General features: G+C 34.1%; 24 protein-coding genes, 1 pseudogene and 1 other annotated feature. Of the genes and pseudogenes, 15 read left to right on the top strand and 10 right to left on the bottom strand.

Features of this window, described 5'->3' with window-relative positions; genetic code table 11:
- The first annotated feature begins 36 nt into the window (after nt 1–36).
- The 10 genes from guaA to MHB38_RS03140 all read left to right on the top strand — a co-directional run bounded on the left by guaA (nt 37) and on the right by MHB38_RS03140 (nt 8,221).
- Nucleotides 37–1,578 carry a glutamine-hydrolyzing GMP synthase gene (gene guaA, locus MHB38_RS03095; RefSeq protein WP_017359841.1) on the top strand — a complete coding sequence of 514 codons (1,542 nt, stop codon included), beginning with the start codon at nt 37–39 and terminating at the stop codon, nt 1,576–1,578.
- 207 nt (nt 1,579–1,785) lie between these two features.
- Nucleotides 1,786–1,971, top strand: coding sequence for a hypothetical protein (locus MHB38_RS03100; protein WP_056705768.1), 186 nt, complete (start codon nt 1,786–1,788; stop codon nt 1,969–1,971).
- Nucleotides 1,972–2,115: 144 nt separating this feature from the next.
- A complete protein-coding gene (locus MHB38_RS03105; RefSeq protein WP_056705764.1) occupies nt 2,116–2,319 on the top strand; it encodes a hypothetical protein in 204 nt (67 codons plus the stop codon).
- A gap of 195 nt (nt 2,320–2,514) precedes the next feature.
- Nucleotides 2,515–2,877, top strand: coding sequence for a hypothetical protein (locus MHB38_RS03110; RefSeq protein WP_341002371.1), 363 nt, complete (start codon nt 2,515–2,517; stop codon nt 2,875–2,877).
- Nucleotides 2,878–2,894: 17 nt separating this feature from the next.
- A complete protein-coding gene (locus MHB38_RS03115; RefSeq protein WP_235562258.1) occupies nt 2,895–4,283 on the top strand; it encodes an FtsK/SpoIIIE domain-containing protein in 1,389 nt (462 codons plus the stop codon).
- A 299-nt stretch (nt 4,284–4,582) separates the two neighbouring features.
- Nucleotides 4,583–5,089: a hypothetical protein gene (locus MHB38_RS03120; RefSeq protein WP_034320420.1), complete on the top strand. Its 507-nt coding sequence runs from the start codon at nt 4,583–4,585 to the stop codon at nt 5,087–5,089.
- On the top strand, nt 5,067–6,098 hold the full coding sequence (locus MHB38_RS03125; protein WP_135226958.1) for a replication initiation factor domain-containing protein: 1,032 nt from the start codon (nt 5,067–5,069) through the stop codon (nt 6,096–6,098). Before MHB38_RS03120 ends, MHB38_RS03125 begins: the two co-directional genes overlap by 23 nt.
- A 20-nt stretch (nt 6,099–6,118) precedes the next feature.
- Nucleotides 6,119–6,322, top strand: coding sequence for a DUF3173 domain-containing protein (locus tag MHB38_RS03130; RefSeq protein ID WP_056705756.1), 204 nt, complete (start codon nt 6,119–6,121; stop codon nt 6,320–6,322).
- Nucleotides 6,322–7,572 carry a tyrosine-type recombinase/integrase gene (locus MHB38_RS03135; protein WP_341002379.1) on the top strand — a complete coding sequence of 417 codons (1,251 nt, stop codon included), beginning with the start codon at nt 6,322–6,324 and terminating at the stop codon, nt 7,570–7,572. The genes MHB38_RS03130 and MHB38_RS03135 overlap by 1 nt, the downstream gene beginning before the upstream one ends.
- Nucleotides 7,573–7,630: 58 nt before the next feature.
- The gene (locus MHB38_RS03140) at nt 7,631–8,221 is read left to right on the top strand and encodes a hypothetical protein (protein ID WP_341002381.1); all 591 of its coding nucleotides are present in this window, start codon (nt 7,631–7,633) and stop codon (nt 8,219–8,221) included.
- Between the two features lie 300 nt (nt 8,222–8,521).
- Here the strand turns inward: MHB38_RS03140 and MHB38_RS03145 are convergent, their stop codons facing one another.
- The 5 genes from MHB38_RS03145 to MHB38_RS03165 form a co-directional block, all read right to left on the bottom strand.
- Entirely contained in the window at nt 8,522–9,559 is a 1,038-nt protein-coding gene (locus MHB38_RS03145) for a PIN domain-containing protein (RefSeq protein ID WP_341002383.1), read from the bottom strand.
- Nucleotides 9,560–9,984: 425 nt separating this feature from the next.
- Nucleotides 9,985–10,470 carry a YbaK/EbsC family protein gene (locus tag MHB38_RS03150; RefSeq protein ID WP_052320940.1) on the bottom strand — a complete coding sequence of 162 codons (486 nt, stop codon included), beginning with the start codon at nt 10,468–10,470 and terminating at the stop codon, nt 9,985–9,987.
- Nucleotides 10,452–11,561, bottom strand: a complete 1,110-nt coding sequence (locus MHB38_RS03155) for a helix-turn-helix domain-containing protein (RefSeq protein WP_135226961.1) — start codon at nt 11,559–11,561, stop codon at nt 10,452–10,454. The genes MHB38_RS03150 and MHB38_RS03155 overlap by 19 nt, the downstream gene beginning before the upstream one ends.
- Nucleotides 11,562–13,223 (bottom strand): 2-isopropylmalate synthase, encoded by a 1,662-nt coding sequence (locus MHB38_RS03160; RefSeq protein WP_135226962.1) that lies wholly within the window; start codon nt 13,221–13,223, stop codon nt 11,562–11,564.
- A gap of 55 nt (nt 13,224–13,278) precedes the next feature.
- Nucleotides 13,279–13,543 (bottom strand) — a binding site (T-box leader).
- Nucleotides 13,544–13,890: 347 nt separating this feature from the next.
- A complete protein-coding gene (locus MHB38_RS03165) occupies nt 13,891–14,658 on the bottom strand; it encodes a helix-turn-helix domain-containing protein (RefSeq protein ID WP_225310541.1) in 768 nt (255 codons plus the stop codon).
- Nucleotides 14,659–14,759: 101 nt separating this feature from the next.
- On the opposite strand from MHB38_RS03165, the pseudogene MHB38_RS03170 reads away from it, so the two are divergent.
- From MHB38_RS03170 to MHB38_RS03185, 4 genes and pseudogenes are all read left to right on the top strand, one after another.
- A pseudogene (locus MHB38_RS03170) lies at nt 14,760–15,032 on the top strand (GMP synthase (glutamine-hydrolyzing)); the annotation flags it as partial.
- Nucleotides 15,033–15,267: 235 nt separating this feature from the next.
- On the top strand, nt 15,268–16,284 hold the full coding sequence (locus tag MHB38_RS03175; protein ID WP_205687773.1) for an SIR2 family protein: 1,017 nt from the start codon (nt 15,268–15,270) through the stop codon (nt 16,282–16,284).
- A complete protein-coding gene (locus MHB38_RS03180; RefSeq protein WP_135226963.1) occupies nt 16,271–18,154 on the top strand; it encodes an ATP-binding protein in 1,884 nt (627 codons plus the stop codon). Before MHB38_RS03175 ends, MHB38_RS03180 begins: the two co-directional genes overlap by 14 nt.
- A gap of 285 nt (nt 18,155–18,439) precedes the next feature.
- A complete protein-coding gene (locus MHB38_RS03185) occupies nt 18,440–19,030 on the top strand; it encodes a DUF6037 family protein (RefSeq protein ID WP_135226964.1) in 591 nt (196 codons plus the stop codon).
- A gap of 563 nt (nt 19,031–19,593) precedes the next feature.
- Here the strand turns inward: MHB38_RS03185 and MHB38_RS03190 are convergent.
- The 4 genes from MHB38_RS03190 to MHB38_RS03205 all read right to left on the bottom strand — a co-directional run bounded on the left by MHB38_RS03190 (nt 19,594) and on the right by MHB38_RS03205 (nt 21,903).
- Nucleotides 19,594–20,349, bottom strand: coding sequence for a CPBP family intramembrane glutamic endopeptidase (locus MHB38_RS03190; protein ID WP_052321114.1), 756 nt, complete (start codon nt 20,347–20,349; stop codon nt 19,594–19,596).
- Nucleotides 20,350–20,443: 94 nt separating this feature from the next.
- Nucleotides 20,444–20,854 (bottom strand): hypothetical protein, encoded by a 411-nt coding sequence (locus MHB38_RS03195; RefSeq protein WP_008344327.1) that lies wholly within the window; start codon nt 20,852–20,854, stop codon nt 20,444–20,446.
- Between the two features lie 5 nt (nt 20,855–20,859).
- Nucleotides 20,860–21,312 carry a LytTR family DNA-binding domain-containing protein gene (locus MHB38_RS03200; protein WP_035391468.1) on the bottom strand — a complete coding sequence of 151 codons (453 nt, stop codon included), beginning with the start codon at nt 21,310–21,312 and terminating at the stop codon, nt 20,860–20,862.
- A 15-nt stretch (nt 21,313–21,327) separates the two neighbouring features.
- Complete coding sequence (locus MHB38_RS03205; RefSeq protein WP_079919688.1) at nt 21,328–21,903, bottom strand: GNAT family N-acetyltransferase; 576 nt, start codon at nt 21,901–21,903, stop codon at nt 21,328–21,330.
- Nucleotides 21,904–22,037: 134 nt separating this feature from the next.
- Between MHB38_RS03205 and MHB38_RS03210 the strand changes: the two genes are divergently transcribed.
- Complete coding sequence (locus tag MHB38_RS03210) at nt 22,038–22,607, top strand: hypothetical protein (RefSeq protein ID WP_052320602.1); 570 nt, start codon at nt 22,038–22,040, stop codon at nt 22,605–22,607.
- A 44-nt stretch (nt 22,608–22,651) separates the two neighbouring features.
- Here MHB38_RS03210 and MHB38_RS03215 read toward each other — a convergent pair whose 3' ends face one another.
- Nucleotides 22,652–22,825, bottom strand: a complete 174-nt coding sequence (locus tag MHB38_RS03215; RefSeq protein ID WP_025206852.1) for a hypothetical protein — start codon at nt 22,823–22,825, stop codon at nt 22,652–22,654.
- Between the last annotated feature and the right edge of the window lie 128 nt (nt 22,826–22,953).

Below are 22,953 nucleotides of genomic sequence, written 5' to 3' on the forward strand. Positions count from 1 at the left end.
GTTTATAAAAACTATATTGGACATAGAGGTGACACCATGACAAATTTAGTAAATGAAATGATTTTGGTTCTCGATTTCGGTAGTCAGTACAATCAGCTGATCACTCGCCGTATTCGTGAATTTGGTGTGTACAGTGAGCTTCATCCGCACACTTTAACTGCTGAAGAAATTAAAGAAATGGCGCCGAAAGGAATCATCCTTTCTGGTGGACCAAACAGTGTATATGATGAAGGATCTTTCCGCTGTGACGAAAAGATTTTTGATCTAGGCATTCCGGTTCTAGGCATTTGCTACGGCATGCAGCTGATGACTCACTATTTAGGTGGGAAAGTAGAAGCGGCAAGCCAGCGTGAATATGGAAAAGCAGACATTCATATTAACGGAACACCTGCTCTATTCAAAGACCTTCCAACGGATCAAGTCGTTTGGATGAGCCATGGTGACCTTGTCGTTGAAGTACCAGAAGGCTTTACAGTTGATGCAACAAGTGCACATTGTCCAAACTCAGCGATGAGCTTAGCTGAGAAGAATTTCTATGGCGTTCAGTTCCACCCAGAGGTACGTCACTCTGAGTACGGAAATGATCTATTGAAGAACTTTGTCTTCGGCGTATGTGAGTGCGATGGCAAATGGTCAATGGAGAACTTCATTGAAATCGAAATGCAGAAAATCCGTGAAACAGTAGGCGACAAACAAGTACTGTGCGCACTAAGCGGCGGTGTAGATTCATCTGTTGTAGCGGTATTGATTCACAAAGCAATTGGCGATCAGCTGACATGTATTTTCGTTGACCACGGCCTTCTTCGCAAAGGCGAAGCAGAAGGGGTTATGAAAACATTTAGCGAAGGTTTCAACATGAACGTGATTAAAGTAGATGCAAAAGATCGTTTCTTAAACAAGCTAAAAGGTGTGTCTGATCCTGAGCAAAAACGTAAAATCATCGGTAACGAATTTATTTATGTATTCGATGACGAAGCGGACAAGCTAAAAGGAATCGACTACTTAGCGCAAGGAACACTTTACACAGACATTATTGAGAGCGGAACAGCAACGGCACAAACAATCAAATCTCACCACAACGTAGGCGGTCTTCCAGAAGACATGCAGTTCGAATTGATTGAGCCACTCAATACGCTATTCAAGGATGAAGTCCGTGCCTTAGGTTCAGAGCTCGGCATTCCTGATGACATCGTCTGGAGACAGCCATTCCCAGGTCCGGGACTAGGTATCCGTGTATTAGGTGAAATTTCTGAAGAAAAACTAGAAATCGTTCGTGAATCTGATGCGATTCTACGCGAAGAAATTGCCAACTTCGGGCTTGAGCGCGACATCTGGCAGTACTTCACGGTTCTCCCAGACATCCGCAGCGTAGGTGTCATGGGTGACGCAAGAACATACGACTACACAATCGGTATCCGTGCTGTTACATCTATTGACGGTATGACAAGTGACTGGGCAAGAATCCCTTGGGATGTACTTGAAAAGATCTCGACTCGTATCGTGAATGAAGTGAAGCATATTAACCGTGTGGTGTATGATATTACGAGTAAGCCTCCTGCTACGATTGAGTGGGAGTAATAATTAAGAATGATATAAATTGATTAAGCCTATTTTACAGTGTTTATCGTGGATCAAATGCTGTGAAATAGGCTTGTTTTTATATGATTCCCCACCGAATAACCCCCCAAAAGCTCTTTTTTAGAAATCTGTTTTTATGATATTGTAAGTGTTTGACGTCATGACAGTATCATGCTATTGTAAACGTAAAAATGGGAGGTCTTTTAAATGGCAAGTACAAAGTTTTCTTTCTACCTTAATCAAAAAGGAGAAGATAGCTTAAATAAAGTCCAAAAATTAATTACAGAAAAGGAAAATAGAGTAACGAAAGCGTGGATTATTAATACTGCGATTATAAAGTACTATGAAGAAATAAAAAAACAATATCATAACAAAGATGATGCTACAGAATAGTAAGCAGAAGAATTTTAAAAGGAAAAAGATTATGGATAACATAGTCTTTTTTATTTTTCTCTTGACGTCATGACGTTGTCCATATATTATCTACATATATACAATGTCATGACGTTTTGATTTGATTGTGAGGGGGGTGAAGTGATGGAGAAAAGAGAAAAATCTATACGTCTGATGAATAAGAGAATAGAAAAATTAAATTATCTGATGAAGCAACTTGCCAATTTATCGACATCTCATTATTCATATACAGAAGATGAATTAGATTATATGATTTCAACAATCAAGCAAAAGAATTCATATGCTGTAGGGTGCTTAGAACGTAGGAAAGAACTAATTAAAGAATAAAGTAAGAAATGTTGTGCAATAAACTGAGGTAAATAATTTAAATGTTATTACTTATAGTGAAACGCAAACAGAGAGAGTTATTGATTTTTGAAGTATCCTTCTTCATAGATAATTATGAGGAAAAGGAAATAACATACTTGCAATGGAGAGCACTAATTAAAGCTTCTCCATTGCAAAATTTGGAGAAGAAAATAAATGAAAAATATAATCAAAGTGGTAAACAAATTTATCTTTGAGACAGCTATAATTCTCCTACCCTTTACGATTGTGTATTTGTTATTGGGGAATTGGCTGTCAGGTATTACGGATTTTGGTAGAACTTATGTGTTTTCATCTGATGTAACTAACCTTCGTGAAGTTTATGGGACAGGAGTAAAATATGGCTGGATAGAGTTTGATACCTTTGGTCAAGATTTTAAAAATTACAGTTTTAATGTTTCCTATGTATTTTGGGGCGGATTAGTATCTGCAATTCTTCTAGTTTTGATTGGCAAGTTAATTCATGTGGTCCTTGTAAAATTATTAGTGAACCGAGTAAATATAAAAAATAGAACTTGAAAGGGCGTTAGTAATCTGTGAAGCTAGAGGCACTAAAGAATATCCTTAGTAGAAGGCAGAGTGAATGGCATCATGTTGTTTTTCCGCGCAGGAAAATGAATTTATTTAAATATCTCCTTGGAGTATTCATATTTGTGCTGACAGCTTTTTGTGGAATGGTGTCTAATGCTATTCCTCCACTAATAATTAATATTCCTGTGGTGTATCGTTCTGTCAGTTTTAATGGTTTCGTTAATCTAATCATCATCACTTTTTGGACGGTATCCATTTATAAAAGTATAAGGCTCTACTTTAACTTTGTTAAGAATCCTAAATCATGGATTGCGAACAATTTAGCTTATATGATTGATACTTTGAAATTATATGACGAGGAATACTTTGAATCTATTAAAAACGATAAAGTTGTTAGGGAAAAGCGAATTGTCAGAGTAATTCGCATTCAATATAGGGAAACAAGTAGGCATGTGGTCGTAAGGATTTTACGTGATGGTGACAGGTTTACTAAAGAAGCCACGAAACTAGGGGAGAATTTAGAAGCTGCTTTAGGCTTGGAACTAGACTCTACCAATAAGTCGGTAGATTATGCTGAATATGTATTTTTAAAGCATAAAGATGAACGTATAGATTTAAATTCTACTGTAACTAACGTAAATGATTCAGATGAAATCAAAATAACGGGCAACATATCTTATGAGCTTCATAAGGTCCCCCATTCTCTTATTGTAGGAGGTACTGGATCGGGCAAGTCATTCTTTATATTAGGTAAGATTGTTAATTATTTGAAGTTGACTCCGCAAGCTGATTTACGAATTATAGACCCTAAAAAAGCTGATTTGAGTCTGTTTAGATTTATTACTGGATTTGAAAATAAAGTTGCAACAGATGCCAACCAAATATGTCGAATTCTTAGAGAAACTGTCGAATTGATGGAACGAAGATATACGGAGTATTTTAATGACATATCAGCTTTCGGAAAAACGTATCGAGACTTTAATTTGCCTGTCGTTATTGTGATATTTGATGAATTTTCAGCTTTTATGCATTCAGTGGATAAGAAAATTGCTAAAGAAGCATTAGATTATGTATTTACTCTAGTAATGAAAGGTAGACAAGCTGGAGTAATGATCGAGATCCTTATGCAACGTCCATCCGCAGATGATCTACCTACAAATATAAGGGCACAAATGGGGTTTAAAGCTGGGTTAGGTGCTATGGATTCCATTGGCTATAATATGATATTTGATACGAAAGACGTTGAATATAAGACTGTCACAGAAAAAGGTGGAGGTTACATACAACTAGATGGCAAACACACTTCTCCAGTTTATTTCGAAACGCCGTATATAGACAAAGATTTTGATTTTATAGCAGAAATAGAAAAACTAATGATTCAGAGAGCAAATTAAGTGTTTAATGCTATTCTTGTCAAACAGCTACAGCCAACATTGACCGTCAATTTTTGTGAAGGTTTGAGGCGGTGGCAGAGCCATCCGAACGGAGTGGTCGAAAACGTTCAGAAAAAGTGATGGCCAGTTGAGCGATTTTTGCTCAACATGAATCGAAAAATAGGGTCGCACCAGTTGGGTAACACTGGTGAATCTCCCTCAACGAAAATGCTCGAAACCCTTGGTGCTCATGGGTTAGAGGGCTGTGTGAAATCCCGAGAGTTGGGGATTTAAAAAATGATAAAGAGGTGTCTGTAAAAATGGGAAAACTAATATTAAAATCGTCTAAATTACATTCGTTAAATGACTCGGAAAATGTGGATTTAGCTGATTTCCACTTTGATATTAAACAATTTAAGATTCCTACAGCCATGCTGATTCAGAAAGACGGCTTTACTACTCGAATTGAGAAAGAAAAAAATCTAAATGGAGAGTTAGTTGAAACTGGAAAGTATTCTGTCACATTTAAAGTATATGATCGTCCATTTATCGAACTCGTCTTACAAAATGGCGGTACTGAAATTGGCTCCCCTATTACTGTAATAGTTGAAAAACAGGATAGCCTACCTATTTTAGATGATTATGAAGATGGTGAGTTCATTCCAATTTCCTTTTCGGGACTAAAAGTAAAGCCTAAAAAGGTTCAAAAGAAAGCATTTGTTGGGCAAGGTAAACCAATGATTGATACATGGCAGTATTCAGAGCTTAAAGTTGAAGCTGATAGTTATATCATTGGTGAAGCACATGAGTCGTCTAAATCGAAGTAATCAGTGTCTCATTGATTACTTTCGTTGTTCAATTCCGAATAGTGAATTTTCAATCGTTGCTAATGAAATTTTAGGAATCCCTATCTCTGAATTTTCTTCAGAGATTAAGGGATCGCCTTATCCAACATACGATAGATGTATTAGCTTTGCGAATATAAAACTCCACTCTTCAGGAAATCATGGAAGCATTCTTGTAGATATGTCAGGACAAGCTTGTCGGCAGTATGAGGAATACATGTCAAGAATTGATGGATGGCATTGGTACAAATTTGTATCATTTATTTTAGGAATACAAGGGAAGGTATCAAGGATAGATTTGGCATTAGATATATTCGATAATGCTTCTCCATCTGTAAAAACGCTACAGGATTATGTGAAACGAGGGCAGTTGAGTACGAAAAGTCATAAATATGTTGAAATAAATAGTGGAAGGATTCTTGATGGAAAACTAACAGGGTTTACGTTGTACGTAGGATCATCTCCTCAAATTTTACGAATTTATGATAAGAAACAAGAAAGACGAGATAATGCAGATGAAGTTGTGAACATTGGAAAATGGGTTAGATGGGAACTTGAGTTGACAGGAAACAAAGCAATGTTAGTTGCTCTTCAAATCTCAAATGGGAAACCATTGAACGCTATAGTTAAAGGTGTTCTATCAGCACATTATTGTTTCAAGAGACAACCTAAGAATGTTAGTGAGTTACATAACAAAAATAGGCTTCCTACAATGAAATGGTGGGGAAAGTTTATAGAAGGTATTGAAGAAATACCTTTGAAAGTACAGCGTGAAAAGTTGACTTTAAAGAAAAAGAAAAAATGGGTTGAGCATTCAACTGTAAAGTCAATAAGTATGGTCTATGAATCATTTAGGCGAGTATACGGCGAAAAATATGCTGAGGAATATTTGAAAGAGTTAGTACATATAGGGAAAGAAAAAATCACTGAGTCTGATCAATCATTAATCGAGCAACGTGTTTTAGAACTTGTAAGCGAAGATGAGTATTAGTGTGGAAAGGGATATGTGTGATGGGTACAACAATTTGTAAAGATGATTTAATAAAACTAGGCTATAAGAAATATCAAGCTATTTCGCTAATTAGGCAGGCAAAAGCAATCATGGTACAAAAAGGTTGTCCGTATTATAACAACAAAAGGCTGGGGAGAGTACCGAGGGATGTGGTTGAATCAATTTTAGGAGTTTCCCTTTTGGCAGAAATGAGTAACTCCTAATGAAAAATAAAACGCAACAAACAACGAAATACCCTGGTGTATATGTTGATGATAAAGGAAATTTCTTTTATCAATCGGAATTTGGTATTGATCGAATTACGGGAAAACGAATACGTAAAAAGGGAAGAAAAGATGTTAATGGTAAGCCTTTTGCTTCTGCATTTGAAGCAAACAAAGAGTTAACTAGATTAAAAAGAGAATATCATAAGGTTAACAGTTATTCTAACTATAAAATGACTTACGAACAATTTATGAATAGCGTGTACATACCTTATTATCAAACGAATGTTGAAGAAAGTACATTCTCTGTGCGAAAAAGAATATTGGAGAAGATCAGGGATAGATTTGCTTCTATCCCTCTTCGTTCAATTTCAGTTGAAGACGTACAGCATTTTCGTACATGGTTATTAACAAGTAAAGAAAATGGTGGTGCGGGGTATTCACAATCTTATGCAAGTCTAGTATTTGGAACGTTTCGTAAAAGTTTAGATCAAGCTGTTGAAATGCAATACCTAGAAATGAACATATCTAAGAAGGTTAGAGCTATTCCTAAAGGTAAGGCAGTTGTGTCGTATTGGACAAAAGAGGACTTTGAAAAAGTGATAAACCAAATTTATATAGAGGATTTTTATGAGCATCTGAATTTTGTAATGCTTTGGGTTTACTATATGACTGGAATACGAGTGAATGAAGGCACTGCTTTACGTTGGAATGATGTCGATTTGAAAAATAAACGTTTACGTGTCCATCATATGTTAATTTTGAAAACGCGAAGTGAATGGAAAAGAAATTCTTATACAAAAACGGAAGATGGAAAGAGAATTATCGCTCTTGATGATGATACAATAAATATATTAACAATATGGAAAAATAGACAATTGGAGATAGGGTTAGGTAATTCAAATGACTTTATTTTTAGTTATGATGGATTGCCAATGATTAAATCCACAATAGGCAGAATCATTAAACGTTATTCTCAATTTGCAGGAGTAACAAGGATTCAAGCAAAAGGATTGCGTCACTCCCATGCTTCATATTTAATCAACGAATTTAATGTTTCTGTTCTTGTGTTATCACAACGTATGGGGCATTCAAGTCCAGAGATTACTTTAAAACACTATGCCCATATGTGGAGTGGGGCAGATACTGCGATAGCTGAAATAATGAAGGGGAACGTTAAAATCAAGACAGCATCACAAACAAACATTAATTTTAATGGCAATCAAGTATTAAAAAATAGTAGCACTTGATCAAGTTTTATAATGTGCTAATCATCAGAGACAGAATAAATTAAGAGAGGAAAATTTTATGTTAGATAAAATAAGGGATATTGAAATTGCTCTAAAAAATAAAAGTTATTTGTCTGCTCTTGCATTAGCCTTAACTTTACCTGATATTTGTGGAGAAATTGAATACCCGAATATTGTATTTGATGATGGGAAGCGAAATGTTGGGAAACAGTATGCGATGTGGTTTGATAATTGGGTAAATCAGTATTATGCAGACTGTAAAGGGTGGACTAGGGATTATGCTAAAGCAAAAAACCCCTACTTTACAGGAAGAATGTGTTATTTTTTACGCTGTTCTTTTTTGCATGCTGGAAATTCTGAAATAAAAGAATGGGGAAAGAAAGAAGATAAAAAGTATTATTATTCCTATGAGTTTACATTAGGAGTAAATGGTGCAGATTCATTTGGTGAATCTGTTAGTTCAAATTATACAAACCAAAGTCATGGTGACTTAAAAAAAGATAAAATCAAGACAGTCACTATAAATATAGATGAACTATGTAAGAATATCTGTTTATCTGCTGAAAAGTATTATCATAATAAAGGCTCTAATCATTTTGAAAAGTACAATACTTATTTAATTGACTTTGATAGAGGATTTCCACAATAAAGAATTGGTTAACCATCAGCGTGATCTAAAAAAGAGATCTTTGACAAGGTGAATTTTAAAATGAATCTTCTTTAAAAAATTGCAATTATTATCAAGGTGATTTTAGAATAACAATTATCGAGAATTTAATTTATCTTCTCTCTTTGGATATTTCCAAAAGAAGTTAGAGACCGTAAATATGCATCAATGAGTGGTATTGCTTTTACAAAAAGTATGGTTAAACATACCTTTTCAATTAGTATTCTACGGTAGATAAAAAGAATCCATTTTGAAAAAGTTAATCAAAATGGATTCGGAATATTAACAAAATTCTCTGTGTAATTCAACATAATCTATTAGTTCTTCACTTTCTAATAAGTAAGTTATATTACTACAAATCAAAATTTGTGTACTACTACTTTCTGACATCATTCCATCGCCAGGATCTCCGCGTTCATATGTTGGGTCTAATGTTTCAATACTAAAACTTACATCTACTTCGATATCAAAATGTACCAACAAAGTATCATCTTCAATATCCCTAGAAACTTCGTTTATAGAAATTTCGTAATTTTCGATATATCCATCAGTACCCCAACCACTAAAATATTCACCTTCAAATTGATCATTTAATAGCATGTCATCAATTGTATCTTGCATAAACGAATTTTCTTCACAGAATGATTTTAAGTTAGTTAATAATGATTCTTCATCGTATTCATAGTTATCAATAAAGTAGTCTCTTAAATTGTTTTCTTCATTCTTTAAAAATTCCGATAACGACTCATAATATGATAAATCTTCAATATCCTCTGCTAAATCCTTATGAATAACCTTTTTATCTTTATTAGCAAAATCTTTATGATTAGTTGAGATAAATGCAATTTGATCTGGTTGGTTATCCCAATAATATTCTACTAAGCTTTCCCAAATAATTGCATCCTGGAAAGAAATTTTATTTTCATCAAATGGTTTCTTGTTATTAAAGTATTTAAGTGAGATTGTTTCAGTTACATCTTTTGATGTAGGGAAACCAATAATTTTTATGTTATTCTTATTAATTATCTCATCAAGTGTATTCTTATATGTTTCAACAAATGTATCAGCTTTCAAATTATCAAAATCAATTATATGGGATACTTCTAATTTATTTAAATCAGCTCTAGTCCTCTTTATTTTTTTAATCTGAGGTCTAATTTGATCTCTGAATTTTTTTAGGATTTCATAATAATTAAACTTCGTAATACAGAGTTCTATTTTATCATGTTGTGTTAATTTTAGTAATTTTTTCATATTTGCAGATTTGAAGAAAAAATCATTAAATACAATATTTGTATCCAAAATAATTATATAGGACATTAAATTCTCTCCTTTTTTTGATTAAAGCCTTTAATATTTAATTATACATACTAAATGAATTTTGGGCAAAATATTCAACTAATATTGTTATGAGAAAAGGTGCTCTTTAACATTTCAATTTTATAAATTCGGACGATTTAGGAGAGAAAAAGGTATGAAAAGCAAGTACATTTAAAAAATGAAGATTTAATGTTTATATGGGATTAAATTGTACATTGGCACTGAGTGAATTTGTTTTAATATTGGTAGACAGACCACCAATCCCCCCACCAAATTAATGTCTACAGTTAAAAAACTTAATGTTCTAAAGGTTTTTAAAGTACCATATATAATCGAGTGGGAGTAGTTATAATAGAGCTAGAAACCTTTGTGTATCAAGGGTTTCTAGCTCTTTTTTATGTTAAATTGCACTTTTTCCTTCCGTTTTATTGTGTGAATTCATCATTCCATCCCTTACACACATCAATCCATTGTGTATAACCGGAGTGTTTTTCTAGTTGTTTGATTGTTAGTTCAATAGCACTGTTACTGCTCCCGCAGGCTGGATAGACTGTCTCAAAACGTTTGAGTGACATATCTAAATAAACAGAAACGCCATTCTTTATAGCAAAAGGACATACTCCGCCAATTTCATGACCGACCAAGTCAACGACCTCATGAGGAGGCAGCATTTTCGCTTTTGTTTTAAAATATTCTTTGAATTTTTTGTTATCAACTTTTGCATCACCAGAGGTCACAACTAAAATAGCTTGTCCATTTACTAGAAAGGAGAGTGTTTTTGCGATTCTTTCAGGTTCGCAGCCCAATGCAGAAGCAGCCAAGTCTACGGTTGCACTAGATACTGAAAATTCCTGAATTCGAGTATCCATTTCATATTGTTTAAAATAATCTTTTACTTGCTTGATTGACATGATGATTTCTCCTTTTTATTCGTATTGATTTGACATGATCTATTATTTAAACGATATTGATGTGGTGTTAGATGATACTTTTTCTTAAATAAACGAATGAAATGCTCTACATTTTGATAACCAACGGCTCCCGAAATATGATCCACTTGTAAATTACTACCGGTTAGCATTTCGCAGGCTTTTTCCAATCTTATTTCTTGTCGAATCTCACGAAATGATTTGCCGAGTTTACGAGCTATATATTTAGACAGGTAAGATTGTGAAAGGTTAAATTTCTCTGCCATCTTCTGGAGTGTTATATGCTCACAACATTGCTGAATATATTGAAGCATTTGAATCATACGTATATCACTATATGGTTTGACCTGAATGAAGTTCATATGACTTGGCTTGAATCTTAATAAGAGACATAATAATATCTCAAACAAATTATTCATAATCAACTGGTAACTAGGAAATCGATTGTGATTTTCTGTGAAAAGTTGAAGAGAGCAGTCTAGCAAGTTTTTATCCAAGTGACTATGGAAAATAAGAATATGTTTATTTTCTTTTATATACAATGCATTCAAAAAGAACTCTGAAATGACATGATTTCCTTTTAACATTTTAAAAAACACTTTTTGAAAAGTACTTTTGCGGATCATGATTTGGATTGCGATTGTATTCTCCATTACAAGTGGCTTGTGTATTGTGTCAGGTGGAATAAAGGCAATATCTCCTGATTTTAAAACGATTTTTTTATCTTCCACTTCTACATACATCTCATTTTCTAGAACATAAATCATCTCAAAGAAATCATGGATAGCCGACAATTGAGGCATAAAACGGCTATACTTTCTCACTTCGATATCTTTCTCCTGACCTAACCACATAGTATCCTCTTTTTCAAATTCGTTTTGGCCTCTTAGCAAAAATTCTTCTATATATATTTGCTTTTGCATGAAATTGTTTTGATCATAATCCTTCAAAAATAATTGCAATGATTGATTGTCATGCTTTTTCTGTTGGTATTGTTGATAAAAGATTTCTTGTTCGTTGTACTCTCTTAAATATTGCATCGCTTCATGTTTTTCAAGTGTATCTGTTTCCATCTACATCCAAACCTCTAGTTTATTTACTGCAACCACCAGGGCCTTTACTGTTGCTTCTATAATATCTTTATCGATTCCAGCACCCCAATGCATTTTTCCTTGATATGAAATACCAATCTGTGCACAGGCTTTTGCTTGAGAATCGTTGCCCAAAGAATTCTGTTCATAGACTTCCAAATCATACTCGAGATGAAAATGTGCTTTTAACGCGTTACTGATTGCATCTAAACTTCCAGTGCCAGTTCCTTGTATGTCAATTTGTTGATGATCTCTCAGCAAAGTTAAGGTGACTTCTTGCTTCTCTCCTTTATGAAATTGATAATCGATCAGCTGGAAATGAGGGTGAAAATCAACATACTGCTCTTTAAAAACATGATATATTTCTTCGACAGACAATTCCCTATTTGTCTGATCAGATACTTTCTTCGCTGCATATCCCATGGCTTCATTCATTTGATAAGGAAGTTGAATGCCATAATTTGTTTCTAATATATAGCCTATGCCGCCTTTTCCAGACTGGCTATTGATTCGAATCACATCCGTTTGATAATTCCTCCCCAAGTCAACTGGATCTACTGGGATATACGGAACGTCCCATTTATCAACATGATGTTCCTTTCTATATTTCATACCTTTAGATATCGCATCTTGATGTGACCCTGAGAATGCGGTGAAAACCATCTCACCAGAATATGGCTGTCTCTCATGAACAGTGATTTTTGTTAGTTTTTCATATTTTTTACGAATCGCTTCTAGGTTATTGAAATTCAATTGTGGATCATAACCTTGTGAGTACATATTCATTGCCAAGGTAATCAAGTCTACGTTCCCTGTACGTTCACCGATACCAAATAATGTCCCTTCGACTCTTTCTGCGCCAGCTAGCACACCAAATTCTGCATCACTCACCCCAGACCCGCGGTCATTATGAGGGTGAACAGATAATGTCACACTGTCTCGGTAAGACAGATTTTTGTGTATATACTCAATCTGACTTGCAAAGATATGAGGCATTGAATATTCAACTGTTGTCGGAATATTGATGATCGCTTTGTGATGTGGTGTCGGTTTCCAAATATCTAAAACACTATTACAAATATCTAACGCGTAATCCACTTCTGTTCCTGGAAAGCTTTCAGGACTATATTGAAAATAAATATCACTTTCTGTTTTTTCGGCCAGTTCTTTTACTAAAATAGCGCCATCAATGGCAATTTGTTTAATTTCATCTTTTGTTTTCTTAAATACTTGTCTGCGCTGCGCTTCTGAAGTCGAATTATATAAATGAACAATCGCTTTCGGTACCCCCTTAATGGCTTCGAAGGTTCGGCGGATAATATGCTCTCTCGCTTGCGTGATCACCATAATCGTGACATCGTCTGGAATCATATGACGATCAATCAGTGTCCGTAATAGCTTAAACTCCGTATCATTAGCAGCTGGAAATGCGATTTCAATTTCTTTAAAACCGATCTCTACTAGTAACTGAAACATGTCCAATTTTTCTTCTAAGTTCATAGGAATAGGTAATGCTTGATTTCCATCCCGTAAGTCCACACTGCACCATATCGGAGCACGTTCTAATGTTTCTTTCTTCACCCAATCATAAGTAAGGTTCGGTGGCAGAAAGTATTTCTTTTCGTATTTTTTGTGGTTAAACATCATCGATTCCTCCTGTAAATGGAAATAAAAAAAGCCTATCATCTCCAAGATTGAACTTGGAGACGAAAGACTTCTTCTTACGCGGTACCACCCCTGTTTCATGATAACTTTACATTATCATGCCCTTATTCGGATACAGATTGTTATATCTTATATCCTTCCCGTATAACGGTGGGGTGCCGACCTTAACTACATCAATCCTTTTCATTTCACTAAGGCTACTCTAAGGTGAGTTCCCTGCCTTTATGTTATTGCTTCTCATCAACCAGCAACTTTCTGACAACATTTCGGCAAGTAATATTCCTTATCATCGCATTCTCATTTTTCTGATTTTTTCTATTATATCAAGATGACAAAAAAGTGATAGTGGTAGGGATATCTTTTTTAATTGATTTTTTTTGTCCTGTGGGTGTCTGATCTTTATTTTACTTCTGTTTTAAAGTGGTATCCTCTTCCTTAAATAAAAATCCAAGGCCACAAATAAAGGTGAGTGAATTCAAAGCGAACAATAAAATCACACCAATTTTTTTCATGGCAATTAACCTCCTCTTCACTTCAGCCTGTTAGCCTTCAAAATTTAAATTCACTGGTTCATCCTCTAAATGATCCACAGTATTTTGTTCTGTCACTGGCACACTTTCATCTACCGTTTTAAAACTAAGTTCGTCTATCCAAATGTGACTGTGCCTTGTAGCAATATGCCAAACGCAATGACTTCACTTTTTACTACACTAAAATGATTCCATCCATTTGTTCCTGTAATGGTTCGGTTCATCATATTGTCTAACGCAAGAATTTTACCTGAAGAATGGCCGATTCTTATCCATAAACCAGCTGAGCTTTTCACATCATCGCTTTTAACAAAAGCCGAAAATTGAAGCCGTTCTCCTTGATAACGATCAGACTTAATTTGCTGCATCAATGTTGCGAAACCTCCAGTTTTTTCATCTTTTGATTTCAAATAAGCGGAGTTAGTCCCACTGTGTACAATTCTGTCAACCAAACCTGTTTCATAATCAGTTGGTGTTTCTCCCGTCATAATCCAGCCAGTAGGTGTGTTCTTATTTGCAACCATATTCGTTACCTCCTTATCAATGACATTCCTTAGTAATCTCCGATAACGTGCGGATGACATGTCATATATCTTCTTAAAGGCTCTAGTGAAGGATTCCTGTGAACTAAATCGAAACTGCAACGCGATTTCAATCGCCCGTTGGTCATTATGAATTAAATCCTTCGCCGCTTGGGTTATTCGACGTTCCCGTATATAATCCACAACTGACTTCTCAATCACTTTCTTGAAAATACGGTGAAAATGAAATCTAGAATAACTAGCGTGTTTCGCTAGAGTTTGAAGATGTAAATCCTCTTTCAGGTGCTGTTCAATATAATTTAATGTGTCTTGAATCGTTTTCTCATGTTCTTGATAGGACAATCGAGCACCTACTTGCCTTACGAGTTTAGTATAGCGGAAATGCTTTTTAGGAAACTTCACTTTTTGTGCTATGTTGCGATTGTAGAATGTATCTTTTAGTCCTAGGTATCCGTGTACTGGTTGAAATTTCTGTAGAAAAGTTAGAAATCGTCCGGGAATTGGATGCAATTCTACGTAAAGGAATTTCCTTAGATTCGGTCTTGGATGACGCAAGAACATACTAACTACACAATTGGCCTCCGCGCTGTATGACGAGTGACTGGGCAAGAGTATCCTTGAAGAAGTGCTTGAGAGATACCAAATTCGTATCGTCAAGGAAGCATGATAACCGCGGGGTATATGATATAACGAGTAAGACCTGCGCGATAGAGTAGAAGTAAGATGGTAACTTAAATGATATTTAATGGAGATTTGTGAGTTTAAAGGTGATTTTCCAAATATAAATTTGTTATCTATGAATTTCCAACCAAATTTCAATATTATGTGAAGATCATCTGTGTAAGTTTTGTAATTTTTATCATAAAAATATTCTGCAACGTAAGTTCATTTTTTGTGAAGTGTTGTATAATTGTAGTAATCTGGTAATCAGTAGTCGAGTAGGAGGGCAATATGGTTGACGAACGGATGAGTAATAACAATGATGAATTAGTAAAAACACTTAGAAAAATGGCTATTACAAAGCAGTTAAATTTTTTAATTGGTTCAGGTAACTCCTTACCTGCTATACCTTTAATGGGAATGATTGATGAGAAAGATTATGAAAAAAGAAATGAAAAATTAAAACAAAAAGTTAAAGCAGTAAGTAAAGATTTATTAAATAATGTTGAAGAATGTAGCGAAATATCTATTACATTGAATAATTATATAAATTTTCTTTCAACCATAATAGATATACTTAACATGTCAAATTCAAGGCAAACTTCTCGTACAGCAAATCTTTTTACGACAAACTATGATTTATTCATTGAGAAAGCTTTTGACAAAGTACTAAAAAATTATAGATTTGTGGTTAATGATGGTGCTAGTGGTTACTTTGAAAGAGAACTTGATGGCTCTAATTATAATCGAACTGTATCGTATAAGGGATTAAACGATAATTATACAAATGAAATACCATCACTTACACTAATAAAACCTCATGGTTCTATGAATTGGGAAATAAATAATGATTCAGTGTATATTAGAAATAGTGTTGTTGATAATCCACTTATTGTAAAACCCACAGGTTATGAAGAACAAGAGACGTTTTATAATAATCATTTTCATGAGATGCTTAGGGTTTTTCAGTTAGAGCTAGATAAGCCACAAGCAGTTTTATTTGTAATTGGATTTTCTTTTCAAGATAAGCATATTGCAAAGATGGTTAAAAGAGCTATTCAAAACCCAGAATTAATGGTGTATGTTTTTGGGTTCAGTGATAATGATAGAGCAACCTTTTTATCAAATTTAGGATGGCAGGGTGAACGAAGTAATTTTACTATTTTAACTCCTGAAAATTTCTGTGATGAATATAAAACAAAAAACATAATTAATGATGAAGAGATCTGGCACAGTTTTAACTTAATAAATTTAACTGATCTATTTTCTGGTATAAGGTTGGAGGACTTAAAAGATGGAAAGTCCTAAGAAAAAATTAGGAGTAATTACTTCTGTTGATAGTGATGTATCACAAGTTGGAATGTACAGCATGTCAAATGACGCAGAATTCATTTGGTATGGTGAAATATTGGCAGGACCAAAAATTGGAGCTTATCTTACTATTAATCAAAATGAGATTAAAATAATAGTAACTGTTTCAAATGAGAAAGTAATTGATCAACAAAACTCAATAAAAAGTACTGAATTTGATAACAGATATTCTAAAAATTCAATAAATAGAATTGTTTCTGTGAAAACTAAAGGAGTCATTGAAGATGGGAAATTTCAAGTAACAAGTCAATACGTACCCATGATTGGTAATGAGGTCTCTCTCACTAGTATAGAAGAGTTGAAAATTATTTATGGAATTGAAAATAATGAATCAACAATTAAAATTGGAAAATCAATTTTAGAAAATCAACCAATTCAATTATCAATTAATAAGTTTTTTGCTTCTCACATAGGTATATTTGGGAACACAGGAAGTGGAAAGTCTAATAGTTTGCATAAATTATATTTGGAGCTGTTTAGATCGAAATTTTATAATCAAATGATAAATAAATCTCAATTCTTTGTAATTGATTTTAATGGAGAATATTCATCATCAAAAATTGATGGAGCTACTCAAAAAGGGGTTTTTGGTGTTGATGAAGAAGACAAAGAAATCTTTGAAATTAATACTCGGAATCTGTGCGAAGGGAGAAAATTACCAGTTAAAAAGAAGTACCTTTTTGATGCAGACATTCTATCAATCCTTTTTGATGCAAGACCGGCTACACAAGTACCTTTTCTAAGAAGTTCGATAACCAGATTTAATGAAGTTTCTCATGAGACCAATTTTTGTTTTGGTGTATATGCAACAGGAACTCTTAAGAAGATATTAACATCTGGCAAGTCTGCTAATCAGGATAGTTTGCAAGACTGGATAGACACAGCAAAAAACTATTTGCAAGACTCCTCGCTGTTTTCAGAATTAGACCAAATTGTACAATATAATACTGGGGATTATAGTATTCCCTCATTAAAAATCTGGTTCAATAGTGGTTCCGAAGAGGGAATTTCGCAAGATTCTCTTAATAGATCAAAAATTCATGCAATATCTGAAAGTCTTACTATGTGTTTTAGGCGTATGGAAATTACACCACTAAACCAATTGAAAATATTTTTAGAATTTCAGCGGGTCCATCGAACTGCTTGGGGTAAAGTAAATCGTGAACATTTAAATCCGTTGTTTAGCCGAATCAATTCATCTTTTCAGAGTCTTGAGAAAGTTATTGAAGTAAAAGATGAGGCTATCGACGATTATAAAATGATAAATATTATTTCACTTGTCCATGCAAATCAAGAAATCACTCGTTTAATCCCTATGCTATTATCTAAAATGATATATGATGAGCAAAAAAAAATAGTTTCGGGAAACAGTGTTAATCAAACTAAACACTTAATTATTGATGAAGCTCATAACATTTTAAATTCTGAGTATAAGAATAATGGAGATGACTGGCAAGATTATAGATTAACTATTTTTGAAGAAATTATTAAAGAAGGGAGAAAGTTTGGTTTTTACTTAACTTTATCCAGTCAGAGGCCCGCAGATATTTCACCCACGATTCTTTCACAAACACATAATTATTTGATTCATCGTTTAGTGAATGAGAAAGATTTAAGAATGCTTGAGAACACTATGCCTACACTTGATAAAAGTTCGTATCAGATGATTCCTAGTCTAGGACAAGGTGAAGCGATTATAACAGGTAATGCTATGCAAGTTCCTGTATTCGTAAAAGTTGATAAAGAGAAATCACTCCGGCCAGCTAGTGATGATATCAAGCTTACTAATTTGTGGATTGAAACGTAAAATAGTATAAAGTTGTAGTAAAGATGAAATATAGCAGATAAAAGAATATACTAAAAATTTATCTACAGAGTATAATTTAATTTTAGACATTATAATTCAATTTATGCCCTATGTGACAAAAAATATAAAATTGTGGTGCTTTGGCCAAGTCAATTCCTTCAATATAAGGAATTGGCTTTTTCGGTTTTTGGTGCTCAGTCCAAATATATGCAAATGAAACCTTTCAAGGAATTAAAACGTAAAAATATAAACGTAATGATTTTAATAAAATAGGAGGTAGACTGTTTGGAATTAAATAACTTGAAATTACTTTATAAGGATATGAAAATTAAAAATATTGATCGATCTAAATTTGAATTCTTTTTTAAGGGAGTACTATTCAAATGCCTTTTTCTTGTTGATAAATCCCCATTTAAATTAATATTAGCAGCTAGAGGAAAGAATTTTTATTTAGAATTTGAAGTTAAACATGGTTTTAAAGTTAACTCTTACATAGAAAAAGATAAGTATTATCGATTATGTGAGATATTAGGTTTAAAGAGAGATGATAATAATAAATTTAGCACTAATGCTTTTCTAAATCATATTAATGACAGAGTTCCTCATAATATATCAGAAAATGATCGTCTTGTTCCCGCAGATATTGCTCCCTATCGAAAAATTGCTGAAGAAGAAAATAAAATTTATTTTTTAAAATGGATTCCTCATGATGGTATTAAATCTAACGCCAAACCTGAAAATTTAGAGAAAACAAGATTGTTAATTGGAGAAGAAGCTTATCGAACGTGTAAAGAAAGGAACATAAGTAGTGGCTGGACAGACAATCCTAAGTACGCAGGTAAATCAATGAGAGACTTCCCTAAAAATAAATCGTAAATTAAAAAAAGGCGATGATACTACGCCTTTTTTAATGATTTTTAACTTAGATGCAAAATAAAATATAAACATCTAGTTTGAGTTAAACTAAGGTTTTGACGAGAATAGATCAATTACAGAGATAATGTGTTATTTGAAATCGAGTGCTTTGGAATAAGTTTATCACATAAAGCAAAATCTAACCCTGAGATTAATATATTTCAGACTATTTTTATCTCTCCATAGTAGCTTTTTTGTTCTTTTAACCTTATAGAGTTCCTTGAAACACTTGCGACTATTCAGATTTTTTCCAACGTATCTCTACCTATATCATCTAAATTAGATGTGAATTAAGTGGTTTATTTATGGCCTGTTTAACTCATAAAGAATAGATAAAAGCGATACATAGGAAAAGGCGTTATATATCATTTCTGTCACTAGTTTCAAGTAACATCTAATAATTTATTCTATTATATTTACTAATAATCAAATACAGAATTACTAGAAGGTCATCATATCTATTATATAAATCTTTGAGTGAAATAATTTTGTGAAAGTAAGCCGTATCAATTCTTTTCTCCTGCTTACTGCATTCGATCATTGTAGAAAATAAATTTATTGACGATGGTTCGCATTTTTAATCTTCTCCACAACACCACCGCAAGAACAAGCAAAATGACACATTGAACCGAAAGTAAAAGCATTTGCATTCCGACAGGCGTTTGCCCATTTGTCATTTGATCCACGATATTATGAACGGCATGCCATAAGATCACCCATTGCAGGCTGTTTGTGAGTGCCACGATTTCAGCTGCAACGAATCCAAATAAAAAGGCGAATAAGATTTGTGCCACTGTTAATGTGATGCTTTTTCCGCTTAGTAGATTCGCAGCATGACCAAGGCCGAATAGTACGGCGGAGCCCCATATGGCAGTGCGCAAGTTGATTTGTTTTAAATATTGAAACAGAATGCCTCGAAAGATTCCTTCTTCAAAAAGACCGACACACACCATGAAGAAACAAAGTGCTAGAAAGGAAGAAAGGGTTAGATCCTTATTTAATCCAGCAATAAACGGAATGGCCTCGATGATCAGGATCGGAAATATCCACATACCGAGAGAGCCTTTTCGAAAACCTATTTCTTTCAAGTGAAAACGACTTTTTTGAATAATGAATAGAAGTAAAAGACACCCAGCTAGCATGGCGCAGCCATTGATGAGATAGATGGTCATCGGGTCGGTGACTTCTTTGATGGATAAATAGACACCTGCACTTGTTGGGATGATTAAAGAAAAGAGCAGTAGAAGTACTGATTTTCGAATGATTGTGATTGGTTTCATTGTTGATTCCCCCTCTAATGTCAGAGTAGTGGAATCATGCAGAAGTCACAATGAAATCTTCCTAACATGTCAATATTTAGCCCTAAGATGCATATTAAGATGTTGTTCGTTTCTTTCGCTGCTGTAAAAGATCGTTGATTTCCTCAGCGGTTGCTTGATCTTTTTTATACAATAGGTACTTGATCACAAAGAATAAAGCCATGACCACAAGGAAATTCACGATAAACGAAAGGGGGCTGATTTGACCGCTCACAATAATGATGGTGGTCATAATCATACACATCACAAGGACGATATATAGAATTTGTTGAAAAAGAATCCGTTGATGGCTGTACGTTTGTTTTGGGTATAGCAAGAAGGTCAGGGCGCTTGAAAAAAAGGAATTGAACATGATGGCTTGTAAAATATAGATGGGCATCGTTCCAAACGTGAAACAGTAAATCAATACGAGTGCAGTAAAGATTATACAAAATGTGATCAAAAGATTTGTGATATAACGTTTCATCCTGTTCACTTCCTTCGTAACCCAAGTTTCTCTTTTAATGATTGGATATAAAAACGTGAAATCATCACCTTTTCCTCATTTGTAAGCTTTGCTTCAAAACGACCGCTTGTTTTAGGAGAAATAGCGGCAATAGAATCTATATTTAGAATCATCGATTTTGAAATCCTGACATAATCGTGCGCTTCAAGCTGTTTTTCAAGTTCAAATAACTTTTCCTTTAAGAGAAACACTCCATCTGACGTATACAAGAACGATCTTTTATCAACGCTTTCTATATATAAAATGTCGTGATAATAGACCTTTTTCACTCTTTCTTTCGTGGGTTCTTGTGCTAAGAAATAGGGAGCTGACTGCTCCACTTGCTGGACAAGTTTTTCAATCGCTGGATTGAGTTCATAAATGTGAAAAGAAACATACTCTGGTTGCGGCTTTTGGATGAAATGAATATCCGTTTTCATTTGTTTCTCCTCTGTTTAATAGGATTTTTCGTAATCTCTCTTCAAAATCGAATACATATACACATCATCGAATCCCTTCTGACCTAATTCATACTCTCTTAATAAACCCTCTTGTACAAAATGTATCTTCTCCAATAATTGAACAGAGGACGTATTAGCTGGATCAATGATCGCTTCAATCCGATTCAAGTTCATCTCCTGAAATCCATACCGCAACACCGCAGTAATCGCTTCATTCATGATGCCTTTTCTCCAATGATCATGGTGTAATTCATAGCCAATTTCCGTACGGCGGTGCTGTTTTTCTAGATTGAGAAAGCCGCAGCTGCCGATGATGGTAGGGTTATCTTTTAAAGAAATTCCCCAGCGGATGCCTGTTTGTTTTTTGTAGATATTGTCATACCACTTGATTTCTCCTTTTGTGTCTTCGATGGTTTCATGTGCATCAATGCCCATATAGCGGCACACGGTTTCATTGGATAAGTAGAAGTGCATATCCTCGGCATCTGCGATCGTTGCTTGTTTTAAGATCAGTCTTTCGGTCTGTATCGTTGGAAATGATTGTGGAAATATCAGTTTATGTCTAGTCATATGTATCTCCTATAGTTTATTTTATTTAAATTATACCTGTATTGGCACAATTTGTGGACTGCTCTGATATAATATGAATTTATCATTGGGGTAATCATGTACATTCGAATTTTACAAAAAAGAGGATAAAAAAAATGGGCATTTTTCTGATCATGATTTGTATCATGATGATCACCGTATCTTTAATGATTTATTTATTTAAAAAAGGTGCCATTCGTTCTAAGGTGTTAGTGATAATAGGTTCTGTTTTAGGTGGAGCCATACTAGTTGTCTGGATAGCAATGTTTTTTAATTTTCACTCTATCACTTTAACAGATGAATCGATAGGTCATTTTAAGATCGGTCAAACATTTAAGGGAGATCATCAGTTTGTTGAGAATTCTCAATTCTCTCATCAAAAACAGACGGTCTACATGGAAAAAGAAAATGAAGATTTTGTCGTATCAGTTGATCAGCATCATCGAGTAACATCTATTTACAATCAGTCAAAACAGAAAAATCTTCAAACATCTAAGGGAGTTAAAATAGGAGAAGATTATTCATCTGTGATACAAACATATGGAGAGCAATTCAAGAAGCTCTGGTTTGTCGAAGGGTATAGCAAAGGTATACAATACCAAGATCAATCAAATGGCATCATTTTGGAGTTCTTTTTCAATGACGAGACACTAGCACTCATTGAACTTCGCAGTAAGCGGGAGTGAAATAGTAGAAAGTAAAAACGAGCATTCTATTGAAGTGCTCGTCTTTATGTTGTTTTTTCATAACATGCCTTACAATAAAAAACCCCTTCACTCCTCAGCCAAGCCTTTACCTCTGTCATTCCTTTTCTCTTTGGATAGACCAGCTTGACGTACACTTCTTCGTTTCCTTCTATTTTTTTCTGACAGCTAGCACACGTGGGTTCTTCGAATCGAAACAATCGACATATTCCTTTTTGTAGATATTTCTTCAATTATATCAAATATCCAACTTGTTCTTTCGACTCCATTCTTCACTTTCTCTATTTTTATCCGACATATGCTAAGTAAAAGAAATTTCCGAGGGTTG

Source organism: Bacillus sp. FSL K6-3176 (genome assembly GCF_038003325.1).
In the GTDB taxonomy this organism is placed as follows: domain Bacteria; phylum Bacillota; class Bacilli; order Bacillales; family Bacillaceae; genus Bacillus; species Bacillus altitudinis.

What these genes read in the sequence shown, in the direction of transcription:
- MHB38_RS03205 (WP_079919688.1), bottom strand. Translation starts at nt 21,903, where the DNA reads ATGACTAGACATAAACTGATATTTCCACAATCATTTCCAACGATACAG.
- MHB38_RS03210 (WP_052320602.1), top strand. Translation starts at nt 22,038, where the DNA reads ATGGGCATTTTTCTGATCATGATTTGTATCATGATGATCACCGTATCT.
- MHB38_RS03100 (WP_056705768.1), top strand. Translation starts at nt 1,786, where the DNA reads ATGGCAAGTACAAAGTTTTCTTTCTACCTTAATCAAAAAGGAGAAGAT.
- MHB38_RS03140 (WP_341002381.1), top strand. Translation starts at nt 7,631, where the DNA reads ATGTTAGATAAAATAAGGGATATTGAAATTGCTCTAAAAAATAAAAGT.
- MHB38_RS03200 (WP_035391468.1), bottom strand. Translation starts at nt 21,312, where the DNA reads ATGAAAACGGATATTCATTTCATCCAAAAGCCGCAACCAGAGTATGTT.
- MHB38_RS03180 (WP_135226963.1), top strand. Translation starts at nt 16,271, where the DNA reads ATGGAAAGTCCTAAGAAAAAATTAGGAGTAATTACTTCTGTTGATAGT.
- MHB38_RS03150 (WP_052320940.1), bottom strand. Translation starts at nt 10,470, where the DNA reads ATGTCAATCAAGCAAGTAAAAGATTATTTTAAACAATATGAAATGGAT.
- MHB38_RS03160 (WP_135226962.1), bottom strand. Translation starts at nt 13,223, where the DNA reads ATGTTTAACCACAAAAAATACGAAAAGAAATACTTTCTGCCACCGAAC.
- MHB38_RS03110 (WP_341002371.1), top strand. Translation starts at nt 2,515, where the DNA reads ATGAAAAATATAATCAAAGTGGTAAACAAATTTATCTTTGAGACAGCT.
- MHB38_RS03130 (WP_056705756.1), top strand. Translation starts at nt 6,119, where the DNA reads ATGGGTACAACAATTTGTAAAGATGATTTAATAAAACTAGGCTATAAG.
- MHB38_RS03105 (WP_056705764.1), top strand. Translation starts at nt 2,116, where the DNA reads ATGGAGAAAAGAGAAAAATCTATACGTCTGATGAATAAGAGAATAGAA.
- MHB38_RS03190 (WP_052321114.1), bottom strand. Translation starts at nt 20,349, where the DNA reads ATGAAACCAATCACAATCATTCGAAAATCAGTACTTCTACTGCTCTTT.
- MHB38_RS03125 (WP_135226958.1), top strand. Translation starts at nt 5,067, where the DNA reads ATGAGTCGTCTAAATCGAAGTAATCAGTGTCTCATTGATTACTTTCGT.
- MHB38_RS03120 (WP_034320420.1), top strand. Translation starts at nt 4,583, where the DNA reads ATGGGAAAACTAATATTAAAATCGTCTAAATTACATTCGTTAAATGAC.
- guaA (WP_017359841.1), top strand. Translation starts at nt 37, where the DNA reads ATGACAAATTTAGTAAATGAAATGATTTTGGTTCTCGATTTCGGTAGT.
- MHB38_RS03135 (WP_341002379.1), top strand. Translation starts at nt 6,322, where the DNA reads ATGAAAAATAAAACGCAACAAACAACGAAATACCCTGGTGTATATGTT.
- MHB38_RS03145 (WP_341002383.1), bottom strand. Translation starts at nt 9,559, where the DNA reads ATGTCCTATATAATTATTTTGGATACAAATATTGTATTTAATGATTTT.
- MHB38_RS03155 (WP_135226961.1), bottom strand. Translation starts at nt 11,561, where the DNA reads ATGGAAACAGATACACTTGAAAAACATGAAGCGATGCAATATTTAAGA.
- MHB38_RS03195 (WP_008344327.1), bottom strand. Translation starts at nt 20,854, where the DNA reads ATGAAACGTTATATCACAAATCTTTTGATCACATTTTGTATAATCTTT.
- MHB38_RS03175 (WP_205687773.1), top strand. Translation starts at nt 15,268, where the DNA reads ATGGTTGACGAACGGATGAGTAATAACAATGATGAATTAGTAAAAACA.